Raw genomic sequence first — 18,456 nt, forward strand, 5'->3', positions numbered from 1 at the left:
GGAGGATCTTAGGCATTCTAATTACTCGCAATACCTGAACATAATTAGTGGCAAGGGATATGGGAGCATTGTCAGCTATGTTGAACAAAAAGCAGTACAAAAAAATATATGCAAATGCGTGCACGCGCATATTCCTAATTTTATATGCAATACTACGAGCACGCCATTGAGCGGGAATGCCCACATAGTTGAGATTTGTTTTCGCAGAGGTGTTGAGCTTAGTGCAACAGGGATAAATGAGACCAGGATTGACAGGCTCGTGGATCTGGCTGCTAATGCCAGTCTATATAAGCTTCCAGATTCGACGGTCAATAGACTTTTGCCCCTTGTGCATGTAGATGTGTCGGTCCTTGCCCCCATGAGGAACAGTGTTTTGTTATATCCAAGGCCTGTGCACGTGATGCGTGCACTCGCATTCCTTGCAGTATTCGTTAGCTGCATTGTTCTCCACTACAGGTTTAGGCCTCATGAGTATGCTGGTTTTTCGAGGCTGCTTAGAAGGTTACGCCGGAGAATCTATAGACAGTGAACCTGTAAACTAGGTAGAGCATCGCTGCGCATGCCAAAAATATGCTCGATAGGGGCGTGTAGACATCCACTGTCTTCGTTATCCTTGTCTTGACCTCCACCTTCTGAATTGATTGTGCCGCCTTCTCCAGGGCATTGTTGAGCAGCTCAGCTAGTCTGTCAACGGTCTTTGCAATATAAGCCTCCCCGCCTGTGGTATTTGCCATTAGCTTCATCTCATTTATTCCTCCGCTCTCCTCCCCGATGAAAACAGTGTAGATTGGTATTTCAAGGCTTTTGAAATCCTTCAGCAAGCTCCTGTACTCCATAAGATCCCCGGGCATGCCATCGGATATGAAGACAACAGAGGTGGAGACGTTGAGCTCCCTGTATGGCTTTAACCAGCTCAGGGCTGCCTTAAGAGGGTAGCTATACATCGTCCCTCCTCCAGCTCTCGCTTCTTTAACGGCTTTTACAACATCGCTTCTATTGTCAGGTGCGATTGCCTGCTTGATGCTATCAGCAAAATCCATGAAGCCAACATCTATGGATGGGGAAAGCCTTTCAAAAAACTCCGTGATGACAGTTTTTGCTGTCTCAAGCTTTATGCCTCCCATGCTGCCCGATGTGTCCAGAATCACCACCAGGGCTGGTCTTGCGTTAAATCTCAGCTCCGAAATCTCCTTGGACTCTATGTAGATCTTTTCCTTTGTGACAATATAGGGCTGGGCTACAGCCAGCGAGAGCAGCACTGCAATAGCAATCTTCATCGCCATGCTCAACCTTCTCCTCCTCACCGGAAACCTCCTCATTATGACGGATACCAGCGTGTGCCTGTATCTGAATGTGTAGAGCCTTGGGTACATCATGTGCAAGGTGATTATGGCAAGCATAAGCACCAAGAAGGTTGCTGCGAATATATACGGGTTGAACAATATCACAGGCCCTCACCCAAGGAGATCACGAAAAGGAGGATCAAAGCAGCCAAAAGGTAGAGCTGTATTGAGTAGTCCCTTCTCTGCACCGAGATCTGGAGCTGCCCGTATGCCTTAAGTGCTTCAAACTTGGCGCTTGCATACAGCTTCTGGGCAACATAGTTCAGCGCATCCTCCTCGCCGGATGACAGTGCAATCCTGAAGAGGGGAATCTTATGCTCCCTGCAGGCATTCTCAAGTTTTGAAGCCCTTTGGTCGTTGCCAACAAGCATTACAACCATATTTTCAATGGCCTTTACAGCATCCTCCGCAGGGGAGCCGTAGTTTGAGGCACCATCCGTTATCAGTATTATGGCTGTCGGCAGAGCTGAGGCCCTTGCCTTGGCATAGCCGAAGAATATCGCATCTCCTATTGCTGAGAACCTCTCCAGCTTTATATCCAACTTGCATGCGGAGCTGTTTATGCAAAGAGGCTTCACGGAATCGCTGAAACCGTAGACATCCACTGTGTCCTTCTTACTCGCAGCTATTTCAATTATTTTCTCCACAAGGCTTACAGCGCTCCCGATCCTAGATGGGAAGGTATCAGTATAGCCCATGCTTGTTGAGATGTCTAGGAGCACGACAACTCTTGAGGTGGCGTTGACCTCAAGGACGTTTTCGGGTGTCACGGTCATGCGGCTGTATATTATTGTGTAGGGCTGGGCTGCGGCAAAAACGATAATAATGGCTGTGGCAAACTTAGCTGCTGTCAGAATTCCTGGGATTCTCGCATTACCTATTCTGCCAAGCCTAGATGCTAGATTGTAGGACCTTTTCCTGCTCTTAATGTAGAGAAAAGTTAGGATAAAAACTGATACAGGTATCAGAACCAGTGCATAGGGGTTCTCAAAACCCACGCTAATCGTCTGATTCTGGAGGGGCATAGCCCGCACCACTTCCGCTGGTATTACCACTGCAACTTCTCCGTTGCTGCAAATAGGATTGTATGAGGGATTCTAGGGCATTTCTGGCGCTCATTATTTCCGGCAAGAGGGGTCCAGTGGCCCTCACACGATTGAGATCGCTCAGAAGCATAAACATGCCGTCAAGAGTGGATGAGTTAACAGGTCTTCTGCTGCACATCATCTTTATGTATTCCCTGTGTCTCCTAGCTATCTCCATGAGCATGGAGGCATTGTAGAGGGAGTTAAAGACTTTTTCCAGCCTCTCCCTAGATTTTTCGATTATCGGGACATGGTTCTCCGCAACTGAATTTTTATCAACCCTGCTGAGGACAGATATTGCTCTTACAACATTTGATAAAGCCTGGGATGTGTTTTCCTCAACGCTGTCGTATTTCTCCAGGGCCTCATCGACTTTGCAAAGGGATAGAAGCTGAAGAGCCTCTCTAAGCCCATCAACATCGATGTAATAGGCAGCTGTGCTGTTTGTCGACGCATCTGCAACGTAGAGGTAATTTCTAGCAACTCTCACAGAAAACGTGCTATCTGAGCCGTAGGCCAGTGATAGATTGTGAAAATACCCCTGAATCCTGTTTCTCAAATAATAGGCATCGTTAATGCTGAAGTCCATGGATTTGGTGCCGGCAAGTCTCCCCTCAAGAGCCGCAGAAGATCTGTTGAGATAATGCACAGCCTTGACATAATCCTCCAATATGTTTGGGCTGCTGGTGGGGTGAGGCAGGAAACTGTAAACAATGTAGGTTAAAGAGAGAAGCATTATGAGCAAACCCATTAGAGCCAAGGGATCGTGAGAAAATCTCATCTTCCTGAGAAAATCTCCCATCACAAGTGTAGATATCAACTGTATATATAAATCTTTATAGACATGAGGTTGCGAATGAAAAGCGCACATAAGTGTCTTACCGGTATCCAAGAGAAAGTTTCCAAACTGAGATTTACTTTATTTTCAAAGACTTTCTCCATCTCCTCCCTGCAACCCATGAAAGAGGAGCTTCGAGAAGAAATACGCTGGTTGGACTCCTTCTTTAAGGAGTTCGAGTGTAAACCTCTGCTCTGCGTTAATATTATATAGAGGAGAAAAATAAATAAGGTAGAAGGTGATAGAATGGATATGTTATCAATCCTACAGATTCGTATTGTCACAGTTTTCATGCTCAACCTTGATATTCCCATGCTGATCAGTAAGCTCGCAGGAAGAGGGTATATTACAGCACGTGCTAGGCAGACACTTGAAGGAGCTACTATTAGTTTCATCGAACCTCCAAACGTAATTGCTGGTAAAGGAACTGTAAGAGTAGATTATGATTTCGGAAGAAGAGCTTTAGGTATCGAGAGCCCGAATCCCAAGGAAATTCTTACTGCGTTAGATGAGATCGAAAGTTGCCTTAAGGAAATGAATGTGGATATCGATAAAGCTCTCATCCCTCGTGAAGCGATTATCATAGCGGAGGCACTACTAAAACCCAGATTTACAGATAACAGGTATGACTTTAAAGATTTGCTTGGTTTTGATTTGAGATTGATGGAGGGAGGTCTTGTTAGTGAGGGCGAAGAGCCAACTTCAAATAAATGGTTCAATTTGAATATATCTCCAATCTGGAGTTCCTATAAAGTAGGTGGGAAAGAAAATTTATACAGAATTACAATAGTATATAGAGAGGAGAGATCAAAACTTATAAATTTCATAGAGAACATAGAAAACATCTTAAGAAAACTATTGGAGGGGGTGTAAAGATGTCAAGTGCTAATTGGATTCCTGAATTCCCCTGCGCACACACAGAGCTTATAATAAGGCCTAATTCTGAACCCGAACAGCCACCATATTATTCCTCACCTGAGCATGGCGCGCGCCCGCAGATTGAAAGACCACCAGAAGTGAGCACGATTCATCAGGTATTAAGAGGCTATATTCCTAGTTTAATAGCCGCATTATTGGGAAGAGAAAGCATTTGCAGCGTAGACATATACGATGATAATCTTTATGGTACTGTGGCTATGATCACGATAGACCTTCCAGCCAAGGATGCTTTAGAACTTTGGTTAAAACTCATCGATTATTTACAATATGAAAACTATAAAATCATTTTATCGCTTAGATGGCTGGGGGAAAGAAATGTCAGCGAAGACGAATTAATCAACTACATAGTTAAAATAATGATTAAATCGAAAATAGGACCAAAAGCTTTACTAGGATTTGATGCCGTACGTATAATCCGAGAAGCACGGGTGTAGCAACAATGTCCTACTTAGATACTTGTGTGATTATTTCCTATTGCATCGATGGCGACCCTAACCATAATAAAGCTGTGAATATTATAGAGAGACTAAAAAAGATAAATGGAATAGATAAGTTTTATGCTTCGACTCTTACGCTGGTAGAGCTTTACTCTGCAGTATCAAGAAATATTCAAAGTTACAGGCTTCCTCCTGGAATCGAGGAAATAGCAAACCATAAAATTAAATTACGGTCAACAATTGCTTATTTTCTCCAGCTTCTTTCCATTTATATATTTTCAGATGAGGCTAAGCTAGCAGATTTAGATCACTTGAAACTCTTCCATAAATTCTCCGATGCTATTAATTTAGCTACTGAATTGAAATTGAGAACATTGGATCTTCTCCATATCGCATATGCAAGTCAATTGATGAAGGAAGGACTAATAAAGTTTTTTGTTACATTTGATTCTGAAATTTTAGATAAAAAAGAGATTATACTAAAAAATATAGGAATGAAAGTTATAGGCAATAGTTAGTGATATTTTATCACATTAACAAAAGAAGCACGTGCGCATTGTATCACTCAATTCCCAGTATTGGCAATGATAAAATATAAACTTAATGAGGAAGCAAACTTTCGCCTTTTTTATCTGCCAAATTCAGGATTGCTGCATTTAACAGAGTTCAGCAATATCACTACAAACCTCAGCTTTCTAAGAGAGTCTTCATCATTCTCATCTCCTCAATCTCCCTCCTCAACTCCTCATATCCTTTCTTCAGCCTGAAGATCATTATTAAAGAGAAGAGCAGGAGAACTAGAATGATAAAGATGACAAAAGGAGCTGTATATGCCCAGAGGTAGTTTACCTTTTCCAGAAAGTGTGCAGCACTTAGAAGATCCCCGGGAATTATCCCTATCCTGACGGGATGACCATTTATCTTGACCACCTTATAGCTCTCCTGTGGGTAAACGCATGTCCCATTCGGTGCCACTCTGCAAAGGATGGTTCCTCCTCCTTCCGTTACAAATGGGAGATCGCTTTTCCCACTTGCTATTAGCATGCTGTCCTCCCTGAACATTTTAATGATCGTATAGCATGATCTTACTTGGATAAGCTCACCTGATACCTCGATAGATCCAATAGACTCTTTTGATACAAGAACGCTTGTACCAACGACGATATCCCCAACACTGAAGCTGTTTGTCTTCTCCAAGAGGACAATTCCATAGGGAAGTAATGTGGTCATCTCTGGATAGCTTCTAGAGATCTTAATCCATAGGACATCTACTCTGTATCCGAGCAGGTATATCAAGAGAAGAAGCATGCAGATGGAGGATAGAATTATTATTAGGATATTGTGAGCTCTGCTGGAGGGCATTATATCCCCTGAAGGATGCCAGAGGCTAATATTAAAAATTATAGCCAATCTCGTGCAGAGAAATGACGGGAGTCATAAGATAACCTCGGCGCATGCAATATCGAGATATAAATGCCTCCTCTTGGCATTTGGATCTTGATAGCTTAGAAAAAGAAGAGAAGGAAATTTTAGGAGAGCATAAAACGGCTTTCTGCATGCGCATTATGCAGTGGTCTTGCAAGAGCTCTTTATGATATGGAACTGGAGTTCATAGTGCCTTATCTGGTTTTGTTTTTCATCTTTTTAGGATATCTGTCTTGTTTCAGCTAGTTTCCTATTTTCGCGTACAGAACACGCGTACTTTAGGGAGATCATGAGGATAAAAATCAAAAGCAGCTCAGATCAGTGCCTTATTCTTCTCTTCAGCTTTCTCTGGGCTGATGTATAGAGGACACCGAGGTTTAACACTGATATTGCTCTCTCCACCAAGGTTAGCGAGCTTCCATCCCACCTCAATTGCATGAATGCCTCAAGGCTCTCCCAGATTCCCTTCATTAGAGGAGGAGAAAATAAACCTCTGAAAATTCCGAACATAATTATAGTCACAAGAACCCAGAAAATAGGCCTAGCTATGCTCTCCCCGTACAGGCCCATGATCCTGTACAGCGAATAGGCAAGCCACTCGACATATCCAGATATCTTATCTGTGAGTTTCCTTTTTTCTCCTCCTTTGAGCAAGTAATCCCTTTTTAGGTCCATCTCCTTTACGAAAAGTTTCCCTGATTCCTCGTACTTCATGCAGTGATCGAAGTTGTCTCTCAGCATCCTTATGACGCTGAGGACATTGTCGAGCGTCAGGTTTTCAAGCTCATGTATAAGCTTTATGCGATGATTCTCCAATGCTTTAAGCTCCTCATCTGCATCTTCTCCCCCTTCATTCTTCTTAATCCTGTTTATCCTTTCCTTCACATTCTCCAGCTCTTCTTCGAGCTTTTCTCTGTTTTTAAGGAGATATTCGTCGAAGAGAAAATCGAAGCTACAGTTTCTGAAAACAACTCTGCTTATATCTGTGCCTATGAATGAAATTTTCGCTTTTCCCTCTATTCCATCAAATACAACCTTCTTAGGATGCCTGAAGTAGATCCCTCTGAAGGAGGCATATGAGAGAAGATCCTCGGGATTTCCATCCTTAAGGCTCGGGAATTTAACTCTTGAGAAATTGACAGAATTATTAAATTCAGCATTAGATAACGATGCACTTTTCTCGAGCTTGATCTCAGAGAAATTCGCATCCTCCTCGAATTTTGCTCCAGAGAAGGTTACACTTCCCCCAAATTTAGCCTTAGAAAAGCCCGCTTTTCTTAGGAAAGCGGCGCTGAAAAAGCTCACACCTCCTCCAAATTTAGCCTCATAAAAGGTTGCATTCCCCAAGAAAGTGGCATTAAGAAAATGCACATTCCCTAAAAAAGTGGTCCTAGAGAAGCTTGCATCTCCTGAGAAAGTGGTTCTAGAAAATCTCACATTTCCTCCGAATTCTGCTTTAGAAAAAGATGCATTTCCCTTGAATTCTGCCTTATAAAAGCCTGTTTTTCCCTTGAATTCTGCCTTAGAAAAGACCGCATTTCCTTCAAATTTAGCTCCACGAAGACCTACGTTCTTCTCGAATTTAGCCTTAGAGAAATTCGCATCTCCCCCGAATTTTGCTCCAGAAAAGACTGCATTCCCTGAAAAGGTGGCATCCGGAAAGCTTGCATCTCCTGAGAAAGTGGCATAAAGGAACCGTGCATCTCCTGAGAAAGTGCTCTTGAAAAAATTTGCATTCTCCTTTAATTTTGCTTTAGAAAAGATTACATTCTTCTCGAATTTAGCTTCGGAAAAATCCGCGTTTTTCTCGAATTCGGCTTTAGAAAAGCTTGCATCTCCCTCAAATTCAGCTCTAAGGAAGCTTGCTTTTCCCCCAAATTTAGCTCCAGAAAAATTCGCTTTTCCCCCAAATTTAGCCTTAGAAAAGGATACATCTCCTGAGAAAGTGGCATCAGGGAAGTTTGCATTCCCTGAGAAAGTTGTTCCAGAAAAATCTGCTTTTTCCCCAAATTTTGCTCCGGGGAAGAACGCATCTCCCTCGAACTTGGCCTCAGAAAAGATTGCATCCCTCGAGAAAATAAAATAGAGAAAAGGTGCTATATCCATTTCAGTTTCTCCAAAGAACATCGGAAAGACATAACCTGAACAGTTAACATCCTTCTTAAAGACAAGCCTTCTTATTTTCTCTCCCTCTATTTCCGCTTCTTCTGGCTTAAATTTATCAAAAAACTTTCTCCAAAACTCCTTCGCTTCCCCTTCGGTCTTTCCCGGTTTATGAAATATGCAATATTCGTTTTTTGCAGTCTCTGGATCACAATTCCCAAAGTGAGATAGCATGCACATATCGTAAGCTAGAATTTAATGTATAAAAACCTTTTTCGCATTCAATTTACTTTTCCAGCTCTGGTTCTTAGTTAAAGTTGGATTGTGCTTAAGCATTTTTCATATAATTTTATTTACCTTAATAGAATTACTTGACTAAGAATTTGTAAGTGAGAACTTATTTATCAGGTAGAAGCGCTTTCTTTGCTCTCTCGAATGCTTCTTTTATCTCATTTGGAATTTGCTCTTCGGGTAGTTGCGAGGCTATGTATTTTCCAATATCAATTTTCCATCCTCTCCTTATTTTCTTATGTTCTTCGAGAATTCGCTCTATTTCTCTATCCCTCGGTTTACTGGGGTCGATTTTTTCTACATCAATACCAAATAACTCCTTAAGAGCTTTGATAACCATCTCAACTGGATAGTAATCTTCTATGCTTTCCTTCTCTAACACCAAAAATCTTTTAATGTCTATTTTTAGTTCCCTTAGCTCTCTAAGTAGGCTAGGGATTAATCCTTCACTAGGTTTATCTACAAGCACAAGATATTCGATGGGAAAGATATTCAATAGCTCTAACCACATTCTGAGGTAATTTTTTAATTGCCCCTCCCCTCCGATTGGAATTATGGCTATTCTGTCTATAAGGTCTTTAAATCCCAATTTCTCTCCAAATATTGGGATCACTTCTTTTTCTGTTTCGCCCTCTACAAAAAAGATGAAATCTTTTAAGTAAACATCGTGAGGAACTAAACCAAGTTCTGTTAATACAAGCTTTAGTTCCCCTCTTTCTTCCAGCCTTTTAACCTCTGTTTCTCTTTTCTCTCGCTTAATGATCCAGTTATTTTCTAAGTTAGCCTTATCAACAAGCAGAGGAGAATGAGTTGATAAGATTATTTGTCTTTCTTTCGAAATTTCTTTAAGGAAATTAAAGAGCTTCTTCAAATAGTCTGGATGAAAATGATTTTCTGGCTCTTCGATTCCATAAATGAAATCCTTATCTAACAAATGCCACATTAAGGCAAATACCTCCTGTTCTCCTCCTCCTAAAAACCCAATTCGTAATCTAAGACCATTTTCGACAACCAATAATTCCGTCGGATTAGGGTCAATTCTTTTTCCTAAAAATCGTTCAATCCAATTCCTAAGGGTACTCCATCTAAGTTCGTCCTCTCGCGCCGTACTTAAAGATAATGCTCTTTGTGAAGATAATACGGAGTTCTCCACAATAGGGTTACGAATGCCGGCGACGAACTTTTCATCTCTAGCCGCTGGGATAAATCTGAATTTTCCTTTAATGTTATTAACAATGTTCGCAAGTAAATTATTTAATAGATCTGCCGTTATGGGTTGCATTAAAAATGGAACCTCCTCTTGAGTAGGTGCTCTTTCTATTAATTTAAATCCTTGTTGATTACACCAGTCCCTATAATTTTGCCCTATTGCCTCTTTAGATTTCTTAATTACTCCAATATTAGCCAGCGAATCTATTTGTGGATTTGAAAAGTATGCCGTTTTCTTCGATTTATCTATTAATAATCTATCACCAGCCATCTCTTGCGGAGTAAAGAGATAAAGAACAAAATCTTGAGTTGCTTTTTCTGGAATAAGAATTTTTGAGAATTCATCCAATCCTATAGGTTTATCCTCCTTTATTAATTCAACATCTCCCCACTTTAGATATTCTGTCCTCCATCCAGCTTGAGGCGAAACAATTTCTCTCGAGATAGATAATAACAGACCCTTTTCGCCTAATTGGTTTTTGATAGCATCAAGAACTGTTTTAGGAAGAGGCTGGAAAAATTTTTCAAACTCATCCTCAGTTAATTCTAATTCCACAGAAATTCTTATCGGTTCCCTTGTATCTCTGTCGAACCAGTAATAATCAGTTAGACCACTAGGCACACCACCTCCTATGGCGCTAAAGTCATTAAAGAATCTATATAAAGCCTCTAGAATGCTAGTTTTGCCAGATCCGTTTCTCCCTACAAGAATTGTTAAATCGCCAAATGATAATGTAACATCCTTTAAACACAGATAGTTATTAATTGTCACTTTTCTCAGCTTCATTGTGTGGTCTCCAATTTAAGTCTAGGCCTCTTCCTCATAAAGTTTTCTGAGACCTGAAACTCCTCAGTCAATTCTGGAATAGGATTTGAGATTCTTTAACCCATTCCTCTTTCAATCTCTCGCTCAGCTTATCCTCGAGAATCAAAAGGTAGACTAAAACACTTAGGCTCTTTCTTCTGCCTTCTTTTTCATCCAGAAAGTAGTTTTATTTCGGTGTTTCCTACGGAATGGGTAGTGGACTAATCCGTGAGTGGTCAAATGCCTCTTCTTATAGGGATGAAAGATTAGGATCCAGCCTATGAATGATAGTAGCAAGGGCAAGATTGTTGTCAAGATTTATTAATAAGTTATGTGATGTGTTTGGGGGAAGTTGAGTGAAAAGGAGACTTTAAAGGATAAGCTAAGGATCGAGGAGATCCGAGGAGTCTTTGTATTAGGTCTCTTGGCTGTTCTAGTTTCAATTAGATTTGGGTATAAGGAGCTTCTTATTTATGCAGGGGGGCCTTATTTTAACTTAATCAGTGGTTTAATCGACATAACGATTGTTTTTTGGTTTTTGTATGCATATCTTATGGTTTTAGGGATTTCAGAAGATGTGATCGGGAAAAAATACTCGGAACTATTTAAAGATTTATCAAAGTTTTTTCTCAAAATGTATTTCCTCCTTGCAGGAAGTGTGACAGTTATTTTCTTAGCTATCGTTACTATCGTATTTATCACTACATATCCTTTACGGGCATTAGTGCTTATGATATCTATTTCGGCAGTTATAGCTTATAGCAAACGAGAGAAACTTAATACTGAAATTAAAAAAATGAAGAAGAAAATAAAACGAAAGATTCTCAGATTGAAATTCTTTAGTTCTAAATATTAATTTTTCTTCAAATTTATTTTGTCAAAGAAGAACTGGAAAGAACTAATTATCCACAGCTCAGGTTTTAATGATCATATTTGCGTGCGCACGGTTTTCAGGATTTTTCTCCCGCTTTGCTGTAGATTGATCTTAGCTCTTCCTCGATTCTTGCCAGATTCTCCACTTCCAGCACTATACGTTCAGCGATGCATTTTCTCATTAGGAAGGACTGAAGGCTCTCCTTTTCTATGCTTGATGACAGGACATATTCTGCCAGAATTCCAAGCCACTTGAATCCCCTTATTATCTCGTTTGTCTCCAGCGCAAGAGATAGACTGTTGTATAGAGCTTCAACATTTCTGTATTCAGGAAGCTCAAGTGTTATTATCTTTCTCTCTTGCTCTTCCCCAAATCTAACTCTTTTTCCCTTCCTGAAGTCATCCAATGCTTTCCAAGGATCCTTCAGGAATATCTCATCCATGGAGAATGGGTTGTGATCTCTGGATCTCCAGATTTTTATAAGTTCATCCGCAAGTTCTCTCTGCGGCATTTTATCCAGCTCAACCTTCTCTTCAGTGGATCCTTCATAAAAAGACCTCCATGGATAGCTTATCACAAGCTCCGGCTTTTTTGAGCATCCTATGTAGTAGTGGAGGGCATCATAAAGGCAGGTTACCTCATCTTCATATACGATGACGGGCTCGTAATTCCACACATGAAATGGGAGAAACTGGACAGCGAAGTAAAATATGTAGATATCCACCTTTCCTCTTTTGTTTTCTATGGTCCTTCTGCAGACCGATTCCAAAGTCCATAAACCGGGATCGAATCCGATGCTGAGGGATAGCATAACACTATATCAAGTAAAATTATTTTCGAGCTTTTCTGAAGAAAGTTTTCTGAAAGTTTGCTCAAAGTTTCCACATTAAAATTTAAATCTCAGAAGTCTCCATAGTTCGTGATGAATGTGGATCTACTGGCTCTTGTATTTTATCTGTGCGGTGGCAGGATAAAAGGAGTCACCAGACTGAACAAGATAGTCTTTCTTCTGCAGGAGGAGTTCGGCCTGAACGGATACAGCTTCTCCGCCTCCAAATACGGACCCTGGTCAGGTGAGCTAGCTGATTCCATAGATGAGCTGGAGAAGAAGGGGCTCGTCAAAATAGAGGAGTTCAGCGATCCTATTTACAGCTTCATGCAGGAGAATCCGGCCAAGATAATAACGGCATCCGATAGCCTGATGGATCGGGGTAGAAGGGTATTCGAGGATATCTCAGCAAGGAACAAAATTATAGCGGCCGAGATGCGCAGAAGAATCAGGTCCTATAACAGCGTGCCGATCACCTATCTGCTTGCTTATGTCTACATGAAGTTCCCCTCTTTTGCATTGAACAGCGCAATAAGGGAGAGAGTTGAGAGCTGGAGAAGGATGTACAAGCTGAAAGGTGTATAGAATGAGTGAAAGTACTTCAAGGGGGCCTTTGGACTATCTATCTGAGCTTGATAATATTTCCTCTGAGCTTGAGAATAAAAGAGGAAAACACATTATTCTAATGATTTTTCATGATGATGCATTTATCACGAGGGATGTTGTCGATGATCTAGAGTTTTTCCTTGAGGAACACGATCTATCAAGCAAAGAAGGGATTGATGTGATTCTTCACACTCTAGGAGGGGATGCAGATGCAGCTTATCATATAGGGATCCTGTTGCAAAAGCTTGCAGGAGAGAGAACTCTATCTTTCATAGTTCCTAGGATGGCCAAGTCTGCCGGCACACTTCTGGCATGCTCAGGTGATAAGATAATCATGACACCAATTTCAGAGCTGGGCCCTGTGGATCCGCAGGTATACGTGGAGAGCACAAGGACTTGGGTCTCAGCAAAAGTTGTACGGGATTCCTTTGGGCAGACTCTGGAAATATTTCGTGACAGGGTTATAAAAGATCTCCTTAGAGAAATTGCTGGAAAGGGTTATGAAATAAGTGAAGCAGTAAACTCAATAGTTAAACCGTTTGCTGAGGCAGCCCTCAGCGGAATCCCCATAACAGAGCTCGGACATTATGATTCACTAATTAATCATGTGAGAAAGCTACTAGTAGAGCTTCTTTCTAACAAAATGTTCAAGCAGAGCTCCATTAAACCTGAAGGTAGTGTTATGCAACAGTCTTCCGATGCAGATAGTGTTGCATATACACTTGTAAGCGAGTACAGCTATCATGGTAAAGTAATTCACCTAGATGAGGCAAAAAAGCTGGGATTGTGCATAGAAGAGCTGTCAGGTGAAGAAAGAAAATTGGCCTTCGATCTCTACAAGACTGCTCGTAAGTTTTTCAAGTTTGTTGATGAACTAATTATACCAATGAAAGCTTTAATAGGAAGTCCTCCTATAACAGTGTACCCTTTGAAACACGGCCTAGTCTATGGTCCAAAAATTGAGGAATAATAATGCGTGTATCTGTCTGAGTATCTTGACTGTTGGCCGAGGGAAAGTTTCTCATCAGAATGCGTGCTTGCTAGATTTTCCATCTTTTAGCACCATAAGTTCGACTTCGAGCCGAACTTTCTATCCAGTTATTCATACTTCATCTTGAACTGTGAAACTCCTCATCTCGTGAAAGGTAACGAAACCAATAGCTTCGGTTTCAGCTCTTTGAAAGAGTTTCCAAGACAGCTTTTAGCAGAACTTCCATGCTTTCTTTAACCGATTTTTCATAAAAGGCTTGGAGCCATCCCTTCTCTGTCAAAATATCTGAGATGACCTGAGCTGAGGCTGCTTCAACATTTCTGTATTTTGCAACAGCGAAAATAGCTGATGTCTCCATATCCACAGCTAAAACGCCATTATCCCTGAACCTGCGGAACTTGCCCAATGTCTCCCTGTAAACGCCGTCAGTGGACCAAACAGGGCCGACGAAATGCCTGATTCCTCCCTCATTTAAGCACTTAATTAACATCTCCCTCAATCTCTGGGAGGACTCAACTTTCACTTCCGGTGGAAGATAATGATAGGAGGTTCCCTCATCGCGAATTGCCTCTGTCACAACGATTATGTCGGCTGGTTTCAGAAACTCCTGCAAACCTCCAGCTAAGCCGACCTCGATGATTATTTTTGCCCCACAAACAACAGCTTCTTCAAGTGTGACGACCGCAGCAAGTGCTCCAATCCAGAAACGGCCAACTCCTATCTCCACATTGTTAAATTCGCCGATGCAGAATGGCTGAGCTTCACCATAAATCCATTCAACAGATCTGCCATTAATCAGGCTCTTTGCGCACTCAAATGCGCTTCTCTGATAGGTTAAAAGCAGGCGTTCCGGGATTTTCAGGGCATCTATTGAGACTCCCCTCTTCTCTGCAACATAGCGAATGGTGTTCAAGGGGTTAAATATGGGGTCATCCTCCTTCGCCATCACAAAGCTTGGTCCTCTCCAAATTTAAATGGACATCTGGCTATTATCCCTTCCATGCTTATATGATTTTTGAAATTATTTACACTCATAGCAGGAGTTTTTGAACTGTTGATTGAAATTAGTTAATTTTAAGTATGCTTGTGCACTGCACTATCGAGGTTAACCTTCAATGATGAGCGGAACTGGTGAGCAGTAATGGGAAAAGCTGCTGAGTTTTTCAGCGATAGAAGGTCGAAGCGCATCATCCCATATGTTAAGGAGGGTAGGATTGTTGAGCTCGGTTGCGGCACCGGTGCCACATTATCGGTCCTCTCCAGGGTTTTTCCAAGGAGCATAATCGTTGGAGTGGATCATGAGATGGATAGTTTAGAGGTTGCTAATAAAAGAAAACTGGAAAATGTTATATTAATAAAGGGAGATATAACGCAGAGGATTTTCCCATCCTCATCTTTTGATACCGTTATTTTCAAATTCTCTTTGCATGAAGTTTACTCCTCACAGGGCGATGAGGGCGTTGAAAGAGCTTTACATAACGCACATGAAATTCTAAAGGACAATGGGGTTCTAATAGTCTACGATCACCTTAAACCCAATCCCCGAAAAGTTGAGTTCAGGATAAAGCAGGATGTTTACAGGATGAAATTTGAGAGATTTGTTGAGGAATTCGCCCCGAGAAAAGTGAGGTATGAGATGAAGGGCGAGTGGATAAGCATGGATATATCGGATTGCCTTGAATTTCTGACCAAGTATAAGGGATCAAGGTGGAAGGAGGAGATGAGGGAAACGCACTTTTTCTACACCGAGGAGGAGTTCAGGCGGATTTTAGCGAATTCAGGGTTCAGCATTGTTCATGTGAGGAAATACGGTTTTGAAAGAGATGTTTGGAGGGAGAAGACATCGATCTTCGAGGTAAATTTTGAAAATCCAAAATGTTACATATTGATAGTAGCAGAAAAATAATGTAGAATTTTCACTGAAGCTGTCGAGAGTTTTCCGATCTCTGATACTGGCAATAACTCAGCTTACTGTTTTAACGGCATTTTGGGTAAAGCTTCCTCGAAAAGATCCTTGATGGATTCACGTAAATTCTTCTTAGATTCAAGATGATCGAACCACCAGTTTTCCACGATCTGCTTGAGCTCCTCCGGATCGTATAGGAACTCCTGCCTCGATTCCGTCTTCCACACCTCTATATCCCTGATGGGATCGTCAAAATCGAGTTTGTTCAGTATTTTGGCTTCAATTAGGGCTTGCTGAGCTACTAACTCATTTGCGCATTCAGCCAAGACCTTTCTGCGTATATCCTCCTGATATATTATGTCTGTGGTGTTCAGATGGGCTATTTCATGCGTGAAACCGTGCAAGCATACCGGCAGCGGGGATTTGGCAGCCTCAAAGGTGATTGATCCCTCTTCGGGGAAGGCATCACCCATCGCTGAGCCATTCCCACCGGCAATAGGCTCCACAAAGAATACCTTTATCTCCTTGATGTTCCATTCAAGCCTGCTTGCCGAGCATATCCCCTTGAGAATCTCCCTTCCATGAATTTTCCATGCTTGTAAGAGAGGGGAGACGTTATTTCTCAGGGAAGGTAGGATGGCCTTCCAGTGATCCTCATAGATTTTCATGCTCTTCTGCAGGAGTGGGAGGATAATGTGCTCTCCTAATCGCTTAACTTTGGCGTTAAAATTCCCCCTTCCGCATGTAAATGCCCTCAGATGCCAGAATAGATTTGGTAACGATAATGCTTCCCGCCATTCTTCAAGAAGTTCTTCGCTAAAGGGCTGTTTTTCTACCCTCATTTCTATTTTGTGGGCATGTAAAGCCATCTCTATCGCATAAACAGTGGCCACATCAAGGGAGAATTTAAATGAAACCTTTGGAAGCTCTGAAAATACATTGGGCATTGATAGTAAGCAGGACAGAACTTAGAAAAACTTTTCGGCAAATTAATGCGTAGACCCTATTGTGTCTTATACTCCTGCTTTGTGGACCGCGCTTGGTAATATTTCCTCTAAGCTTGAGAATAAAAGAGAAACACACTTCCAATGATTTTTTTCATGGTAGGTACATTTAACAACATGTGTGCTGTGACAGGGATGTTATCGATAATCTAGAGTTTTGTGTTTGGGAAGCACAATCTATTAAACAAAGGAGGAATCAATGCGATTCTGTGTGCTACAGTCAGGGTAAAGTTATATAAAACTGAGTTGCGAGCCCAATATAGCTCAACTTTATATCAATTCTCTTTAGGGATCTCCAAAGAGTGCTAGAAGAAAAAATTTTATACATAACTGGGCTTCTTTCTCAAAGGTAACATGTAGGATTTCTAAGCTAGAAACATAAAATTTTTATGAAACCAATGAGGTATATTACCTCAATGGTAGGTGTGCCAGTTTGTTGGAAAAGTAGTAGAGTCGCAAGATATTTATTTCCTTTGCAGGTAAGACTTAAATGTGAACGAGATGATAGAATTTCAGCTGTGAAGATGCTGGAATCAAAATCATCAAAGGATACGTGTAATTTAGAATCACGTTTAATAGCCTTGCTTATGCATGGGATTGAGAGGGAACAGGATAAGACTCGCAATATTTATGATGTTGCATGGGGGATTTTTGCGCTTAAAGATATTGGCAGAAATTATAAGTATCTATACGACGAAGCTCGTCAAGTAGTTTCATTACTTGGTAATATGAATTCTAAGGATTTGAACAGCTTCTTGTTTGATTATAGGAGAGCTGTCGGGATTGCCTTATCCATCTATCTCATTGGTGCAGAAAACCTTAGACTATCAAGGGAGCGTCTTGACGAAATATGTGAAATCTTAACTGTAAACTCGGAAACTAGTGAGACCGGCGAACTAATTGGAGCAACCTTCTTGCTATTAAAACATCTTAAACATGAAGAGATGGAGAAAAAGATTAAAGAAGTAATGATTAAAATTAGGAAGTCAGGCTTTAAAGATCCAGCATATTACCTTGCTGACGTGATATATGTTGCCTTTTTCTCAGCAGTTATCGGCGACCTATTTTACATAGAAACCTTAGAGGAAATTCACAAAAACGAGTATTTATTGGAATACATCATGGATGATCACGAAAAGCTAGCTCTTTTCCTATACATAGTTTCTAAGGCAACCAGCTTAGGAGATCATCCGTTAGTTGAGTGGTGTAAAGATAAGAGGGAAGAGGTTGCGAAAAACCTGAGGGACTTTATAGAGGAAAATAGTCTAATCCTAAGCAATCATCCCTCTATTGTGAATGTTTTAAGAGACTCAACCATAGATTTTGAAGTATATAAACAACAAAATTATCGTTTTGTAAATAATATCGGAAACAGTGAAATAATTCTCGATTCAGGAGTTACTAACTCGCTTTTCCTACGCCCAGACTTAATCTCTAAAATGATATTAGCATTGTATGAGGCGGGATACCTAAGTCCATTCATGTTGTCAAAGAAGGAAGCTGACGCTTACAGACAAATACGTGCAGAGGTAAAAGGATACCGCAGAGTTAGAAAATATGAAATGATATTCATTTTAATATCCTTTGCACTTTTTATGCTGTTATTTCCATTAACAATTTACGGTTTAATCATCTAGATATCATTCAAATTATTTCATCTTATCCTTACCTTTACCTTTACTACTATGCTTTCTGCCTACCGTTTATCAGTATTTTTATCACACATATTTGGAGGAAGGGCCAAATATCTCGCCAAGATCTGATTGAGATG

The 18,456-nt window shown here is 40.9% G+C and carries 18 protein-coding genes; 9 read left to right on the forward strand and 9 right to left on the reverse strand.

What is annotated here, in order from left to right:
- On the forward strand, positions 1–529 hold a 529-nt coding region (locus D6D85_RS12320; RefSeq protein WP_237558848.1), incomplete at its 5' end, for a hypothetical protein.
- On the opposite strand, the gene D6D85_RS12325 is transcribed toward D6D85_RS12320, so the two are convergent.
- The 3 genes from D6D85_RS12325 to D6D85_RS12335 are packed head-to-tail and all read right to left on the reverse strand — an operon-like array spanning position 495 to position 3,230.
- Positions 495–1,448, reverse strand: coding sequence for a vWA domain-containing protein (locus tag D6D85_RS12325; protein WP_125672344.1), 954 nt, complete (start codon positions 1,446–1,448; stop codon positions 495–497). The genes D6D85_RS12320 and D6D85_RS12325 overlap by 35 nt on opposite strands.
- Positions 1,445–2,368, reverse strand: a complete 924-nt coding sequence (locus D6D85_RS12330; protein ID WP_125672345.1) for a vWA domain-containing protein — start codon at positions 2,366–2,368, stop codon at positions 1,445–1,447. Before D6D85_RS12330 ends, D6D85_RS12325 begins: the two co-directional genes overlap by 4 nt.
- Complete coding sequence (locus tag D6D85_RS12335) at positions 2,343–3,230, reverse strand: hypothetical protein (RefSeq protein ID WP_125672346.1); 888 nt, start codon at positions 3,228–3,230, stop codon at positions 2,343–2,345. The genes D6D85_RS12330 and D6D85_RS12335 overlap by 26 nt, the downstream gene beginning before the upstream one ends.
- A gap of 282 nt (positions 3,231–3,512) precedes the next feature.
- Here D6D85_RS12335 and D6D85_RS12340 point away from each other — a divergent pair, with 282 nt between their 5' ends.
- The 3 genes from D6D85_RS12340 to D6D85_RS12350 are packed head-to-tail and all read left to right on the forward strand — an operon-like array spanning position 3,513 to position 5,160.
- Positions 3,513–4,139, forward strand: a complete 627-nt coding sequence (locus D6D85_RS12340; protein WP_125672347.1) for a hypothetical protein — start codon at positions 3,513–3,515, stop codon at positions 4,137–4,139.
- A 2-nt stretch (positions 4,140–4,141) separates the two neighbouring features.
- A complete protein-coding gene (locus D6D85_RS12345) occupies positions 4,142–4,639 on the forward strand; it encodes a hypothetical protein (protein ID WP_125672348.1) in 498 nt (165 codons plus the stop codon).
- Between the two features lie 5 nt (positions 4,640–4,644).
- Positions 4,645–5,160: a type II toxin-antitoxin system VapC family toxin gene (locus D6D85_RS12350; RefSeq protein WP_125672349.1), complete on the forward strand. Its 516-nt coding sequence runs from the start codon at positions 4,645–4,647 to the stop codon at positions 5,158–5,160.
- Between the two features lie 169 nt (positions 5,161–5,329).
- Here the strand turns inward: D6D85_RS12350 and D6D85_RS12355 are convergent, their stop codons facing one another.
- The 3 genes from D6D85_RS12355 to D6D85_RS12365 form a co-directional block, all read right to left on the reverse strand.
- The gene (locus tag D6D85_RS12355; RefSeq protein WP_125672350.1) at positions 5,330–6,004 is read right to left on the reverse strand and encodes a hypothetical protein; all 675 of its coding nucleotides are present in this window, start codon (positions 6,002–6,004) and stop codon (positions 5,330–5,332) included.
- Positions 6,005–6,385: 381 nt separating this feature from the next.
- Positions 6,386–8,410, reverse strand: coding sequence for a pentapeptide repeat-containing protein (locus tag D6D85_RS12360; RefSeq protein WP_125672351.1), 2,025 nt, complete (start codon positions 8,408–8,410; stop codon positions 6,386–6,388).
- 157 nt (positions 8,411–8,567) lie between these two features.
- Positions 8,568–10,457 (reverse strand): ATP-dependent nuclease, encoded by a 1,890-nt coding sequence (locus D6D85_RS12365; RefSeq protein ID WP_125672352.1) that lies wholly within the window; start codon positions 10,455–10,457, stop codon positions 8,568–8,570.
- Positions 10,458–10,827: 370 nt separating this feature from the next.
- Here D6D85_RS12365 and D6D85_RS12370 point away from each other — a divergent pair, with 370 nt between their 5' ends.
- A complete protein-coding gene (locus D6D85_RS12370; RefSeq protein WP_125672353.1) occupies positions 10,828–11,331 on the forward strand; it encodes a hypothetical protein in 504 nt (167 codons plus the stop codon).
- A 94-nt stretch (positions 11,332–11,425) separates the two neighbouring features.
- Here D6D85_RS12370 and D6D85_RS12375 read toward each other — a convergent pair whose 3' ends face one another.
- Positions 11,426–12,160 (reverse strand): hypothetical protein, encoded by a 735-nt coding sequence (locus D6D85_RS12375; protein WP_125672354.1) that lies wholly within the window; start codon positions 12,158–12,160, stop codon positions 11,426–11,428.
- A gap of 111 nt (positions 12,161–12,271) precedes the next feature.
- Between D6D85_RS12375 and D6D85_RS12380 the strand changes: the two genes are divergently transcribed.
- Both D6D85_RS12380 and D6D85_RS12385 read left to right on the forward strand, forming a co-directional pair.
- Positions 12,272–12,763 (forward strand): hypothetical protein, encoded by a 492-nt coding sequence (locus D6D85_RS12380; RefSeq protein ID WP_125672355.1) that lies wholly within the window; start codon positions 12,272–12,274, stop codon positions 12,761–12,763.
- Position 12,764: 1 nt separating this feature from the next.
- Positions 12,765–13,754 carry an SDH family Clp fold serine proteinase gene (locus D6D85_RS12385; RefSeq protein ID WP_125672356.1) on the forward strand — a complete coding sequence of 330 codons (990 nt, stop codon included), beginning with the start codon at positions 12,765–12,767 and terminating at the stop codon, positions 13,752–13,754.
- A gap of 199 nt (positions 13,755–13,953) precedes the next feature.
- On the opposite strand, the gene D6D85_RS12390 is transcribed toward D6D85_RS12385, so the two are convergent.
- Positions 13,954–14,721: a nucleoside phosphorylase gene (locus D6D85_RS12390; RefSeq protein WP_125672357.1), complete on the reverse strand. Its 768-nt coding sequence runs from the start codon at positions 14,719–14,721 to the stop codon at positions 13,954–13,956.
- Between the two features lie 195 nt (positions 14,722–14,916).
- Between D6D85_RS12390 and D6D85_RS12395 the strand changes: the two genes are divergently transcribed.
- On the forward strand, positions 14,917–15,681 hold the full coding sequence (locus D6D85_RS12395) for a methyltransferase domain-containing protein (RefSeq protein ID WP_125672358.1): 765 nt from the start codon (positions 14,917–14,919) through the stop codon (positions 15,679–15,681).
- Positions 15,682–15,743: 62 nt separating this feature from the next.
- On the opposite strand, the gene D6D85_RS12400 is transcribed toward D6D85_RS12395, so the two are convergent.
- The gene (locus D6D85_RS12400; RefSeq protein ID WP_125672359.1) at positions 15,744–16,628 is read right to left on the reverse strand and encodes a hypothetical protein; all 885 of its coding nucleotides are present in this window, start codon (positions 16,626–16,628) and stop codon (positions 15,744–15,746) included.
- A 473-nt stretch (positions 16,629–17,101) separates the two neighbouring features.
- Between D6D85_RS12400 and D6D85_RS12405 the strand changes: the two genes are divergently transcribed.
- Positions 17,102–18,322, forward strand: a complete 1,221-nt coding sequence (locus D6D85_RS12405; protein ID WP_125672360.1) for a hypothetical protein — start codon at positions 17,102–17,104, stop codon at positions 18,320–18,322.
- The last annotated feature ends 134 nt before the right edge of the window (positions 18,323–18,456 follow it).

The organism is Candidatus Methanodesulfokora washburnensis, from assembly GCF_003947435.1.
In the GTDB taxonomy this organism is placed as follows: domain Archaea; phylum Korarchaeota; class Korarchaeia; order Korarchaeales; family Korarchaeaceae; genus Methanodesulfokora; species Methanodesulfokora washburnensis.

Coding starts and splice junctions, on each gene's coding strand:
- D6D85_RS12355 (WP_125672350.1), bottom strand. CDS start 6,004: ATGCCCTCCAGCAGAGCTCACAATATCCTAATAATAATTCTATCCTCC.
- D6D85_RS12375 (WP_125672354.1), bottom strand. CDS start 12,160: ATGCTATCCCTCAGCATCGGATTCGATCCCGGTTTATGGACTTTGGAA.
- D6D85_RS12350 (WP_125672349.1), top strand. CDS start 4,645: ATGTCCTACTTAGATACTTGTGTGATTATTTCCTATTGCATCGATGGC.
- D6D85_RS12360 (WP_125672351.1), bottom strand. CDS start 8,410: ATGTGCATGCTATCTCACTTTGGGAATTGTGATCCAGAGACTGCAAAA.
- D6D85_RS12340 (WP_125672347.1), top strand. CDS start 3,513: ATGGATATGTTATCAATCCTACAGATTCGTATTGTCACAGTTTTCATG.
- D6D85_RS12335 (WP_125672346.1), bottom strand. CDS start 3,230: ATGGGAGATTTTCTCAGGAAGATGAGATTTTCTCACGATCCCTTGGCT.
- D6D85_RS12385 (WP_125672356.1), top strand. CDS start 12,765: ATGAGTGAAAGTACTTCAAGGGGGCCTTTGGACTATCTATCTGAGCTT.
- D6D85_RS12400 (WP_125672359.1), bottom strand. CDS start 16,628: ATGCCCAATGTATTTTCAGAGCTTCCAAAGGTTTCATTTAAATTCTCC.
- D6D85_RS12365 (WP_125672352.1), bottom strand. CDS start 10,457: ATGAAGCTGAGAAAAGTGACAATTAATAACTATCTGTGTTTAAAGGAT.
- D6D85_RS12405 (WP_125672360.1), top strand. CDS start 17,102: ATGGTAGGTGTGCCAGTTTGTTGGAAAAGTAGTAGAGTCGCAAGATAT.
- D6D85_RS12395 (WP_125672358.1), top strand. CDS start 14,917: ATGGGAAAAGCTGCTGAGTTTTTCAGCGATAGAAGGTCGAAGCGCATC.
- D6D85_RS12345 (WP_125672348.1), top strand. CDS start 4,142: ATGTCAAGTGCTAATTGGATTCCTGAATTCCCCTGCGCACACACAGAG.
- D6D85_RS12330 (WP_125672345.1), bottom strand. CDS start 2,368: ATGCCCCTCCAGAATCAGACGATTAGCGTGGGTTTTGAGAACCCCTAT.
- D6D85_RS12390 (WP_125672357.1), bottom strand. CDS start 14,721: ATGGCGAAGGAGGATGACCCCATATTTAACCCCTTGAACACCATTCGC.
- D6D85_RS12380 (WP_125672355.1), top strand. CDS start 12,272: ATGAATGTGGATCTACTGGCTCTTGTATTTTATCTGTGCGGTGGCAGG.